Here is an 11942-nt window from a genome sequence, read left to right as displayed (position 1 = left end):
AACAAGCAGTCGCTATTGTAAGCTCCACTCAATAGCGACCTTTGTTTGATCTACATTCCCCCTGAATTCTTTAGGCCACAAATTGGACCACACCCAAGTAAAATCGCGGGTAAGGGTAATTTTACTGAGCTGTCCTCTACCAAATCCATATCCAAATCGAGACTCTTGAGCCAAATTAGGGTCTACCGGCATCCAGCGTCCATTCATGTAGACTTCAGCAGCATGATGATTGGGTTGTTTAAATTGCTTTCTTTTGGTAAAAAGAAACTCAGACGTGACCCTTGCTGGATAGCCCATTGAACGGGCCAAAGCAACAAAGAGAGCTGCATACTCTGTACAATCGCCCTTTCTTGACTCGAGTGCCGCAAGTGCGCCTTTTGTCGGTTGGATTTTATATTCGATAACAGCTTGAGGTAAGAGAAATGCAGCTCGCAATCGCCCCTCTTCATCAGAAAACGTATTCTGAATTTCCAAGGACAATTTTTTTATTGCCAAAGCATCTGATTCAATATATTTTGCTGGCTGAAGATATTGTTTAGCCGGATAAGGCTCACGACCTCGAGAAATTTTGGCATAATCATAAGAACTCAACAAAAGGTCAAAATGAAATTTTCGCTTGACGACCTTTCCTGCAGGTATGTCTAGTCTTACCTCTAAATACTTGGAATCTCCCTTCTTATGATCCTTGATAACAAAATTTTCAGGGTAATCGTATCTTATCTCTTTTAATGACTGCTGCAATCCAGTTTCAACTGGCATCGACAATCTGTGAATATACCCTATGACATCACGCTCAGAGTGATTTTCAATAGTAACTTCTGCGGACAAGGTAACCTTCTTGCTATCAGCTGCTGCACCGCACCAAAAACCAAAAAGGCCGAGAAAAATACAAAACACCGAAAACGCGATTTTGCTACCAAGCATCAATTCCCACCGCTATCTCTCTCGTAAAGCTTCACTTGCTCTGTTAATCGGCTTTAACAGATAATCAAAGATGGTTTTTGATCCTGTTTTGATATCCACCGTAGCAATCATCCCTGGCACAATTGGGAATTTCTTTCCAACTTTATTTATCAAGGAATCTTTTTCAGTTAGGATAAAAACCCGATAATAATACTCCCCTGGTGTAAATTCATCTTGTATTGTATCTGGAGATATAGTCGTAACCTCACCATCTAAGCCTCCATATACTGCATACTCATAAGCTGTTATTTTTACCTTGGCAGCCTGCCCAGGACGGATAAATGCCACATCTCTAGGTGATATTTTTGCCTCAATTAAGAGCTGATCGTCCAGAGGAACTATCTCCATTAATTTTCCATTGGGTGGCACAACTCCGCCTATTGTCGTAACTTCAATAGCCTTAACGATACCCCTCACAGGAGATCGATGAGTCAACCGAGTCAAGGAGTCAGACCGCCCCTCTTTTACGGAAGAAAGTGACTCAACTTCTGCTCTAACATTGGCAAGCTCTTCTCGAGCCTTGACCATATAATCGGACTTGATTTCCAGAATTTTGGTTTCCAGTTCTGACTTCTGCCGTTGCAGACGCAACACATCGACACTACTAGCCGCCCCGGAATCAAGTAAAGAAGTTGTGATAGTTAGCTCCTTGTTAACCAACTCTAATGTTTCTTTTGAACCACGAAGGGATTCCGCCAGACCTCGCTGTCTTATATCAAATAACTTCTTTTCTGTAGCAATAAGTTCGGTGAACTCTGAAAGTTCTTCCGGGAATTTTATTGGTATTCCATTTACTTCGGCATTTAGGCGGGAAACGCTTGCAAGAGCAGCTCTATATCTTGCTGAAATTTCATCTACATTTGAGCGAAGCTTTGTCGGATCCAGTTGTGCTAACACCTCTCCTTTCTCGACAATATCTCCCTCAGTTACTTTTAAATCAGCAAGTATGCCCCCCTCCAAAGACTGAATAATTTGTGAACGTGAAGTTGGCACTACTTTTCCACTACCCGATGACACTTCATCCACTTTAGCGAGATATGACCAAGTCACTGACGCTGCGAGAAGTAGGAAAAACACCCAAACAATTCTTCCAGAACGAACCAGAGATGCATCATCAACATCATCGCCATACTGCTTTTCGTCATTTTGTGAGTCTATATCTAGTAAGGCAACGCGTTTTGGTTCTCGCCGAGGGTGTAATAGCAAATCGTGACCATCTGCGTTTGACATGGCTACCTCGCCAAAATTTGTCTATGAAACCTTCTCACCCTGCTGGGTATCTTTGCCTTTTTGTCGTGACAATATGGAAATCGCCTTGTCTTTGGGCTCATCTAAAGCAACTCTGCCGCTATCTAAAACTATTACTCGATCCACAAAATGTAGAATACTTGTTCTATGAGTGGCGACTACAACTGTGCGCTCAGCACTCCACTGTGAAAGAGCATGAATAAACCGCTTCTCAGTAGCTTCATCCAGGGCTGACGTAGGTTCATCTAACAAAAGAACATTTGGTTGGCGTAGAAGCAGGCGGGCTAAAAGCAGAGATTGCTTTTGTCCTCCAGAAAGTCCAAAACCTCCTTCCTGGATCAAGCATCCCAACCCTTTTGGAAGCTTGTTAACAAAAGCCTTGGCACCAGTCATATCAAGCGCCCACATAATTTCCTCATCACTGGCATATGGGGCGCCGAGCACCAAGTTTTCATAAATAGTGCCATGGAAAAGGCCAGTTTTCTGACTAAGCAGGGAAACATCACGTCTGACATCAGCAGGATCTATATGGGCAAGGCTCACATCATCAAGCCGCAACTGCCCCCTGGCAGGCTCGATGTATCCCGATAAAGCATGTAAAAAGGTTGACTTCCCTGACCCATTTCTGCCCAGGATCGCAATTCGCTCACCTTGATGTATTTTTAAGTCGGAAATAACCAGTGCCGGTTCAGCAGCACTATCTCCGTAGTTATATACCGTTTGCTGAAAGTGATAATTGCCCTGGATAACTGATTTTTGTACTTTTTTTTCATTCTCAGGATTGTCAACTGGCAGCTGCATAATTTGATCAATACCCTGCATCGCAATCCTAGCCTGCTGCCACCGACTAAGAACTTGGGTTATATTTGCCATTGGCGCCATCATTCTGGAGCCCAGAATCGAGGCTGCTACCAAGGCACCGGTCGTCATACCCCCTTCCATTACCATCGGCGCCCCAAAAAGAACAACAACAGCAAAAACCGATGATTGAACATTGTGTGTCCAACTCAGTAACAGCCCTACCAAATACCGCAATTTAAGACTGGATTCGGCGGTAATTGCATTGAAGTGATTCCACTGCCCTTGAAATCTCTGCTCTGCCTGCATTGCTTTTATATCTTCAAGTCCCTGCACTGTCTCAATTAGCATGGCATTGCGCAGAGCCCCCTCTCTGATTGATTCTTTGGAGAGAGTCGCCAATTTTGGCTGAAGTAGCAAACCAGGAATTATCAGTAGGAAGACTGCTACCAAAGGAATTAATGCCAGGCTTCCTGCAATCCACCACATAACAAACAGAAAAAGTATAAAAAATGGAAGGTCTGCAAGTGCCAGTATTGTCGAGGACGTAAACAACTCTCTTATTCTTTCAAGATCTCTAATTTGTGAAATAAAGGTCCCTGTAGACTTTGGCCTTGCCTGATCTTTGACCCGTATGGCATGGCCAAAGACTAAATCTGACATACGAATATCCGCACGTTTTCCCAACAGATCCGTTACTCTGACCCGCATGGTTCTCATAATGAAATCAAAAACAATGGCAACTACAACACCACTAAAAAGGACATAAAGTGTTGGCAATGATTCGGCGGGAATCACTCGATCATAGACTTGCTTGGAAAAAATGATGCCTGCTAATGCCAATGAATTAGCGATTGTAGTAGCAATCATCACATGAAAGTAGGGTTTTAAGTCCCGCAATATAATACGTCGAAACCAATGTTTATCGTGGGGCTTAATATACTCATCAATTCTAGAATCAGTCGCTGTACGTCTAGGCCGGAATATTGCCAAACTTAAAATTTGACTCTTCAACTCACACAGAGGCACACTCGTTTTTAGGCCTTTATCGCCACAGTAGGTAACACTCAGTTGCTCTTGCTTGGATACAGAATCGATGACAATCAACTGTCCATCTATCGTTTGTGCTACAACAGGCAATCTCCAAGAATTAATCGCAGACTCTGTGAATGGGCAAAATTTAACCGTTAAGCCTGCTTGCCGCGACATCTGACGAATAACACCTTCTACCGAATCACAGCCCCCCCAATTTCCCGCTATTCGCACTCTCTCGGCCGAACAGTCGATACGATAATATCGTGCAATGGCAATAATTGCCTCACACCATGGATCAAAGTCAGATACCATATTGGAGGTATCTAAAGATGAACCCTCACCATCATTAGTACTTTCAATTTGGTTATTATTCAAGGCAACACCTCCACGCCCTGAATTTGAATACCTTCTAGCTTGAAGGCTTCACGCATACCGCCACGACTATGTAAGCAGTCAATTTTTAATAAATGCAAATCAAAAATCGTATTATTTTTTTCCAGGCGGGCAAGGTGTAATTCCTGCTCTGAATTGAGCAAATCAATTAAAGTTCTTGTTCCCAAGGTGGAGTATTGCTGCTTATAGAGATCCCTTGTTTCTGCAATTGCACTTTCCCTGGCACTAAGCGCCCCCAAACTTCGCATTAACCCTTCTGCCTCCTCTTGTGCCTCCCGATACTTTTGGGTTGCTGACAGCTGAGCTGAATCCCGAGCAGCATCCGCTGACTGTAAAGCATAATTAGCGCCTTCTCGACCAGCAGCTATTTTTCCGCCTTGGTATATAGGCATGGAAACATTTAGGAAGATGGCTTTTTCATTTTCATTGAGGGCGTTGGCATCTACATAGTTTTGATCCAAATATTGATTTACATTACCGTCCAAAGTGAATGTCGGCCAAGTGTTTGCTTTTGCCAACTTTAGTTTCGCTTCTGCCTCAGCTCTATCTGCTTCGGCAACCAGAACCTCTGGAACAGAGGACAGATTAAACGATTCAACGTCACAAGCTTGGGCGACATCTTCCGGAACATACATAGCAACCCGAAAAGGGGACTGAAAACCTGTTAATTTTTGTAGTGTGCTACGCCATCGACGCAACAGGGCTTCAACCTGTTGCTTGGAGGCCTGCGCAGCATCTACTCTAGACTGAGCTTGTAAAACATCTGAGCGAGAACTCACCCCTCGTTCTTTTCGAATTTGCACAAGTCTGGCAATAGCAGATACACCTTGAACTTGTGCATCAGAAGTAATTAGAAGTGACTGGTAACGTTGAACTTCAATTGCAGCTTTTGCAGTTCTCCTTGCAACTTCATCAATAGATTGGAGAACTTCAGCTTGCGATCTTTGCACCCCTGCTTGGGCAACAGAAACGCTACTGGATACTTTGCCAAAGTCGTAAACCATCTGTGAAACATTCATCTGAAATGCGTGACCATCACCTTCACGCTTATATTCAGAATCATGTCCAGCCACAACACCAGCACTCAACTGCGGGAAATATCCTGACCTTGCGGAACGGACGCCCTGCCTCTGCTGGTAAAGACTACCTATTGCTTCTGCAATTAGGGGGTGCCAACCCACCGCTTGATGCACGACTTCAAGGATATTAAGTTCATTTCGTTTAATTCCCCTTTCATACTCACTAAACGATAACTGCCTAAGTGAATCATTCACTTCGACATCCATTTTACTTGGACTAATTACTTCAGCTGTGGGAGACGAACCAAAGAGGTCAGCTTCAGCAAGGAGAGCCCAAAATGCCAGAGCAAATAGCATTGACATTTTCCATAGTCGTTTAAACACTTCCACTATGTTCACTTTTCACTGATTATTGGAGAGATAAAACACGCACTCACCGCTAGACATCAACGGTTTCGAAGAGTGGCTACGAAAGTCTAGCCAAAAAAAACCGGGCCTTGCGGCCCGGTAAATAAGTTAATGAAAGGCTATCTGATCTAGGTGTCACTCAAGCCATTTTGTTGCCACATATCTCCAACAGGATCTTCAAACGCCGCTGCATTATCTGTCGCTGTCAGGGCATCAGTGCCACCAACCATGCCACTGGAATCTAAGGTCGGGCTCACACCCTCCTCATTTTCACCCGACTCAAATACCTGAGCATCTTCACTCGTTGACTCAAGTAGCTCATCGATTGACAGGTTAGAACCGGCACCCAGCATACCTTCGCCCGCATCTGCAGTAACGTCGATATCGAGGAACCCATCAGATCCAACGGTTGAATCAGAACCGATATTGATGATGGTGATATCAATATCAATGTCGATATCAAGGTTGATATCTATGTCGATATTTATATCGATGTCTACATCGGCATCAGCGTCTGCATCAGCGTCTGCATCAGCATCTGCATCTGCATCCGCGTCTGCATCAGCGTCTGCATCAGCGTCTGCATCAGCGTCTGCATCAGTGTCAGCGTCTGCATCTCCATCGGGCACCCAAGCGAACAACGCATCGGACGACGTTCCAGCTTCGCTATCGAGAGCTTCTACATCGCTGTCTTGAAGTTCACCAGGCTCTTGCGAATCCGATCCGATATTGATGATGATAATATCAACGTCAATATCAATATTGATGTCGATATCAATATCAATATTTATGTCGATATCGACATCTGCATCTGCATCTGCATCCGCGTCAGCATCAGCATCCGCATCCGCGTCAGCATCTGCATCTGCATCTGCATCTGCATCCGCGTCAGCATCAGCATCTGCATCTGCATCCGCGTCAGCATCAGCATCAGCATCAGCATCAGCATCAGCATCAGCATCAGCATCAGCATCCGCGTCAGCATCAGCATCAGCATCAGCATCAGCATCAGCATCCGCGTCAGCATCAGCATCGGCATCGGCATCCGCGTCAGCATCAGCATCAGCATCCGCGTCAGCATCAGCATCTGCATCTGCATCTGCATCTGCATCTGCGTCAGCATCCGCATCGGCATCGGCATCGGCATCGGCATCGGCATCGGCATCAGCATCGGCATCGGCATCGGCGTCAGCATCGGCATCCGCATCCGCGTCAGCATCGGCATCCGCGTCGGCATCCGCGTCGGCATCCGCGTCGGCATCCCCATCGGGCACCCAAGCGAACAACGCATCAGACGGCGTTCCGGCACCGCTATCGAGAGCTTCTACATCGCTGTCTTGAAGCTCACCAGGCTCTTGAGAATTTGATCCGATATTGATGATGATAATGTCAACGTCAATATCAATATTGATGTCAACATCAATATCAATATTTATGTCGATATCGACATCTGCATCAGCGTCTGCATCGGCATCCGCATCAGCGTCGGCATCAGCGTCGGCATCAGCGTCGGCATCTGCGTCAGCATCCGCATCGGCATCAGCGTCGGCATCTGCGTCAGCATCCGCATCGGCATCAGCATCCGCGTCAGCATCGGCATCCGCATCGGCATCGGCATCGGCATCCGCGTCAGCATCGGCATCCGCATCCGCATCGGCATCGGCATCAGCATCAGCATCCGCGTCAGCATCGGCATCCGCATCGGCATCCGCGTCAGCATCGGCATCCGCATCGGCATCCGCGTCGGCATCCGCGTCGGCGTCGGCATCCGCATCCGCATCCGCGTCAGCATCGGCATCGGCATCGGCATCTGCGTCGGCATCCGCATCGGCATCTGCGTCGGCATCCGCGTCGGCATCCGCATCTGCGTCAGCATCCGCGTCGGCATCCGCGTCAGCATCCGCGTCGGCATCGGCATCCGCGTCGGCATCCGCGTCGGCATCCGCATCAGCATCTGCGTCGGCATCCGCGTCGGCATCAGCATCGGCATCGGCATCGGCATCAGCATCGGCATCGGCATCGGCATCGGCATCAGCGTCGGCATCCGCGTCGGCATCAGCATCCGCATCTGCGTCAGCGTCAGCATCCGCGTCGGCATCCGCATCGGCATCCGCATCGGCATCGGCATCGGCATCGGCATCGGCATCGGCGTCGGCATCAGCATCCGCATCTGCGTCAGCGTCGGCATCCGCATCCGCATCCGCATCGGCATCGGCATCGGCATCGGCATCAGCATCAGCGTCGGCATCCGCATCAGCGTCGGCATCCGCATCAGCGTCGGCATCCGCATCAGCATCAGCATCAGCGTCGGCATCGGCATCCGCGTCGGCATCCGCATCAGCATCGGCGTCGGCATCCGCGTCGGCATCAGCATCGGCATCCGCGTCGGCATCAGCATCTGCGTCAGCGTCGGCATCCGCATCCGCATCGGCATCGGCATCGGCATCGGCATCGGCATCGGCATCGGCATCGGCATCCGCATCAGCATCAGCATCAGCGTCGGCATCAGCGTCAGCATCCGCGTCGGCATCCGCATCCGCATCGGCATCAGCATCAGCATCAGCGTCGGCATCGGCATCCGCATCGGCATCCGCATCCGCATCTGCGTCGGCATCCGCATCGGCATCCGCATCTGCGTCGGCATCCGCGTCGGCATCCGCGTCGGCATCCGCATCTGCGTCGGCATCCGCATCGGCATCCGCGTCGGCATCCGCGTCAGCGTCGGCGTCGGCGTCGGCGTCGGCGTCGGCGTCGGCGTCAGCATCCGCATCGGCATCGGCATCGGCATCGGCATCAGCATCTGCGTCGGCATCGGCATCGGCATCCGCGTCGGCATCGGCATCGGCATCCGCATCCGCATCCGCATCCGCATCCGCATCAGCATCAGCATCAGCATCAGCATCAGCATCAGCATCAGCGTCGGCATCCGCATCAGCATCGGCATCTGCGTCGGCATCGGCATCTGCGTCGGCATCGGCGTCAGCATCCGCATCAGCGTCAGCATCTGCATCGGCATCGGCATCAGCGTCGGCATCGGCATCGGCATCGGCATCGGCGTCAGCATCCGCATCCGCATCCGCATCAGCGTCGGCATCGGCATCCGCATCGGCATCCGCATCCGCATCGGCATCGGCATCGGCGTCAGCATCCGCGTCGGCATCGGCATCCGCATCCGCATCCGCATCCGCATCCGCATCCGCATCTGAGTCAGCGTCGGCATCAGAATCAGGAATAAAAAAACGATCGCCGTTATTGTCATCGTCATCACTAGCCGCGACAGCTATAACAACAACTCCAAGGGCAATTAATGCTGGAATCCACCAAGAAAAACCGGGATTGGCCGGCGCTGGTGCGGGATAAGATGCACCACCAGCCGCAGCAAAGGCGGAGATTAAGTCTCCATTAGAAGCTAACATAAGAGGCTCTTCAGCCCCTGTTAGCACTAGCTCACTATGGTCACCTTCTTCATCTAACAGGTAAAACCCTGAAATAATGATGATTTGACCGGACTTTAAAACAATAACAAGGTCTACTCCGTCCTTGGAAAAAGACGCAATATCCTCAGGATCTGCGGGCATTTCGACAAGACCAGGAGAGGTCAAAGATAGCCCCTCCAGTGATCGCTCGTCGATTGAGCCCGTGGATTTGTCAAAGATTTTCGCAATCATGCTCTCACCAACTTCAAACGGTGCAACTTCCTAAATACACAGTTCATGGCCTGAGCTTAAAGACGGAAAATACCCCACTTTGAGCCCATCCGTGACTAGATTCACTAATACATAGCCTTACTAATTTCCCTCCATAAAAAAACAATTACGCCAGTACGTTTTTACGCGCACTACTTTTGTATGGACGTAATTCAAAACGTTTTCAAGGAGGAGTTAGGCAGCGGCAGGAGAAAAACAGTTTTCGTGCTAACTTCAGCAAGATTAGGAAGTTACAAATGACTACAGACCCGGAAATTGGCAGGCACTTAAACAAAAAACCTACCCCCGTTGTTGATACGCCTGCCGGGCCAATCATCGGAACCACAGATGAGGAAACTGGCGTATATAAATTCTTGGGTATTCCCTACGCTCTCCCTCCTGTAGGGAATTTACGTTGGCTACCACCGCAAGAGTTAGACCGCTGGAAAAATCCTTTCCAAGCGCATAGCTTTGGTTCACCAGCAGCGCAAAACTCATCCGCCCTAATGGAAGTTCGAGATCAAAACGGGAATCTTCCTGAAAGGGAGGAATGCCTCTATTTGAATGTATTCTCTCCCGCAATGTCGCAAGGAAAAAAGCTGCCAGTAATGTTTTGGGTTCATGGCGGCTCTTTTTACATGGGATCAGGATGCCAAGAAATTTACAATGGTAAATACTTGGCAGCTAGCGGTCGGACAATTGTTGTCACTATAAACTACCGTTTAGGCGCCCTGGGATTTCTGCGCCTAAAGGATATTAGTGATATACCATCAACCGGCAATGAAGGGCTTTTAGATCAAATAGCCGCCCTACAATGGGTTCGGAAAAATATCTCAGCATTTGGCGGAGATCCAAACAATATCACTCTTTTTGGCGAATCAGCCGGGGCAATGAGTATTGCCTCCTTACTTGAAACTCCACAATGTAAAGGCCTTATACGGCGTGCAATTGTTCAAAGTGGGCACCCAAGAGCCTCTCACTCCCAGCAAAGCGCTAACCATGTTGGTAAGACTTTCATTCAACAATTTGAGAAAATCTCTGGTGGCATCTCACTAAAAAATTGTCCGACCAAACTTCTTCTGAAAACCCAAAAAGCAATACTCTCTGACACGTCTATGACAGCAAAATGGGGGCAACTGCCATTTAAACCTGTCGCAGACAGGGAACTTTTTTCCCCTAAAAAAAAGCTCTCCCCGACACACCAAACATCCCTTTTGTTAGGGAACAATTTGGAGGAATGGAATCTCTTCAGCGCGATAAACCCTGAAAGCTTTAACATGGACTACCGGCAAATATGCACTCATCTCGAATGGCTTATCCCAGAGTCCGAGTTAAAGCCCCTACTCAGACATTACTATCAACTAGCAAAAAAAATGACAGACAATCCCTGGCCAGAGTGGAGTCGAGCCTGGAACCTTTTGCTCACTGATATGGTATTCACCTTGCCTGGGCTGAGACACCTACAAAGTCATCAGGGGGAAAACTATCACTATCACTTTGCACAACCTCTCGCTGCACAGCCTTTACTAGGGGCCTGTCACGCCGTTGAGCTTGGCTATGTATTTGGAACCCATAGCGATCAGTCCTTGAAAACACTATATGGTGCTGAAGAAAACCCCCATTTATTAAGTGCCTCAATGCAACAAGCTTGGCTGAATTTTGCTGAAACAGGGAAACCCGGCAATGATTGGCCAGAGTTTTCAGGAAAACACAGTAAGCGATTTGGCAATCATCCCTCAGCCAGGGCGTTTAACTCACCAGAGCTTCTCAGTTTATGGCAACATATACCCGACGATAGGTTGAATGGTTATCTTTAGGTTGGCATAGATGGCAAGAATTTTTTTAATCAGGCATGGAGAAGCAGCGAAAGGGGAGCACATCCCCGATCCAATACTCACAAACGAAGGTTACAAGCAGGCAGAAGAGCTAGCCCTAAAACTTTCCTCTCTCGAGAAAGTTCAATTAATAAGCAGCCCCAAACTCCGTGCACAGCAAACAGCAAAGCCCTTGGCCGAAGCTTGGGATATAGAGGTTGTAATTGAAAATGCAGTGACGGAAATACCTACACCAGAGGAAATACCCAAAGCTCAACGCCTAACCTGGTTACGAACATTACTTACTGGAGAGTGGGACCCCTGCGACAGAGAACAAAAAGATTGGCGTGATGGAATAATCAGGTATTTGGAAAATCTTTCAGAGGACACCTTTATCTTCTGCCATTTTATGGTCATCAATTCAGTTGTTGCACATATCCGGAACCACCAAAAAGTACAACAGTTTAGGCCCGATTACACTTCAATCACTGAGCTAAAAAATGATGGAAACAAGCTACATTTAGTCCAGCTAGGCGAAGAAAAAGAAAACAAAATTCTATAAGAAAATGGGGTATGTG

Annotated in this window: 7 protein-coding genes; 2 read left to right on the top strand and 5 right to left on the bottom strand. The window is 48.1% G+C overall.

Annotated elements, in window-relative coordinates:
• Nucleotides 1–12 precede the first annotated feature (12 nt).
• The 5 genes from ACJJI1_RS14525 to ACJJI1_RS14505 all read right to left on the bottom strand — a co-directional run bounded on the left by ACJJI1_RS14525 (nt 13) and on the right by ACJJI1_RS14505 (nt 9532).
• On the bottom strand, nt 13–924 hold the full coding sequence (locus ACJJI1_RS14525) for a transglutaminase-like domain-containing protein (RefSeq protein WP_444957104.1): 912 nt from the start codon (nt 922–924) through the stop codon (nt 13–15).
• A 12-nt stretch (nt 925–936) separates the two neighbouring features.
• On the bottom strand, nt 937–2193 hold the full coding sequence (locus ACJJI1_RS14520) for an HlyD family type I secretion periplasmic adaptor subunit (protein WP_444957103.1): 1257 nt from the start codon (nt 2191–2193) through the stop codon (nt 937–939).
• A gap of 21 nt (nt 2194–2214) precedes the next feature.
• Entirely contained in the window at nt 2215–4419 is a 2205-nt protein-coding gene (locus ACJJI1_RS14515) for a type I secretion system permease/ATPase (RefSeq protein ID WP_444912454.1), read from the bottom strand.
• Nucleotides 4416–5846, bottom strand: a complete 1431-nt coding sequence (locus tag ACJJI1_RS14510) for a TolC family outer membrane protein (RefSeq protein WP_444915912.1) — start codon at nt 5844–5846, stop codon at nt 4416–4418. The genes ACJJI1_RS14515 and ACJJI1_RS14510 overlap by 4 nt, the downstream gene beginning before the upstream one ends.
• 146 nt (nt 5847–5992) lie before the next feature.
• Nucleotides 5993–9532, bottom strand: coding sequence for a BapA/Bap/LapF family prefix-like domain-containing protein (locus ACJJI1_RS14505; RefSeq protein ID WP_444957102.1), 3540 nt, complete (start codon nt 9530–9532; stop codon nt 5993–5995).
• 176 nt (nt 9533–9708) lie between these two features.
• On the opposite strand from ACJJI1_RS14505, the gene ACJJI1_RS14500 reads away from it, so the two are divergent.
• Together ACJJI1_RS14500 and ACJJI1_RS14495 are read left to right on the top strand one after the other, a co-directional pair.
• A complete protein-coding gene (locus ACJJI1_RS14500; RefSeq protein WP_444957101.1) occupies nt 9709–11367 on the top strand; it encodes a carboxylesterase/lipase family protein in 1659 nt (552 codons plus the stop codon).
• A 10-nt stretch (nt 11368–11377) separates the two neighbouring features.
• Nucleotides 11378–11926 carry a histidine phosphatase family protein gene (locus ACJJI1_RS14495; RefSeq protein WP_444912451.1) on the top strand — a complete coding sequence of 183 codons (549 nt, stop codon included), beginning with the start codon at nt 11378–11380 and terminating at the stop codon, nt 11924–11926.
• Nucleotides 11927–11942: the final 16 nt, after the last annotated feature.

It is taken from the genome of Microbulbifer maximicatervae (SeqCode), assembly GCF_052467065.1.
The sequence above is the reverse complement of the archived record's forward strand: the minus strand, read 5'-3'. Positions and strand labels throughout refer to the sequence as shown.

Bases quoted from the DNA above. Each gene is read 5' to 3' on its own strand.
- ACJJI1_RS14525 (WP_444957104.1), bottom strand. From the start codon at position 924: ATGCTTGGTAGCAAAATCGCGTTTTCGGTGTTTTGTATTTTTCTCGGC.
- ACJJI1_RS14520 (WP_444957103.1), bottom strand. From the start codon at position 2,193: ATGTCAAACGCAGATGGTCACGATTTGCTATTACACCCTCGGCGAGAA.
- ACJJI1_RS14505 (WP_444957102.1), bottom strand. From the start codon at position 9,532: ATGATTGCGAAAATCTTTGACAAATCCACGGGCTCAATCGACGAGCGA.
- ACJJI1_RS14495 (WP_444912451.1), top strand. From the start codon at position 11,378: ATGGCAAGAATTTTTTTAATCAGGCATGGAGAAGCAGCGAAAGGGGAG.